This is a genomic window from Photobacterium salinisoli, from assembly GCF_003614885.1.
Lineage (GTDB): Bacteria > Pseudomonadota > Gammaproteobacteria > Enterobacterales > Vibrionaceae > Photobacterium > Photobacterium salinisoli.
In genome coordinates, this window is record NZ_QZMS01000025.1 from 1 (window position 1) to 592 (window position 592).

General features: G+C 56.6%; 1 pseudogene. It reads right to left on the reverse strand.

The annotated features are described in order from the left end of the window. Window positions 1–124: 124 nt before the first annotated feature. Window positions 125–592: pseudogene (locus D6M16_RS22115) on the reverse strand (hypothetical protein); the annotation flags it as partial.

Consider the following 592-nt stretch of genomic DNA (forward strand, 5'->3'; position numbering starts at 1 on the left):
GCTTGCTGTCGAGGTAGTCATTCCACCAACTGCCCGCAAACTCCGTCGTGTCTTCCCACGCCCCGCCCAGCATTTCACTGCCTTTGTCCACCGCATCATTAAGCCAATCCAGCATCTTGTCCCCTTAGCCCTTGACCTGTGCCGCCGTGCGCTCAACGTCCAGATATTCCGTAATCACGGTCACGCTGCCCGCGGGCTTACTTGTCTTGAAGGTAAACAGCAGCTCTTTGGCACGGGCCGTCGGGAACATCTCATTGCGGATAAAACCGCGCATCAGAAAGTCCAGATGGAACATGCCGTCCTGCCACATCAGATCGTTACGGTTCGCCATGTAACGTTCACGCCAGGCGGTGGTTTCATAGGCCACGTTGTCATCACGCTTGATTTCCAGCTCTTCAATCGCATCCGTCATGAAGTGCATGCGGCGAATGCTGCGCTTCATGTCGTTCGGCAGGGTGTTGAAGGTGTTGGTACCCTGCGCGGGCATATCAATCTGCAAACGCTCCAGACGCGGCAGATACATACGCACCGCCTGCGGCTTGTTGGTCTCAGCAATGACTTCAAGAGTCGGGCTGTCCGGGTCGCCGTCCTG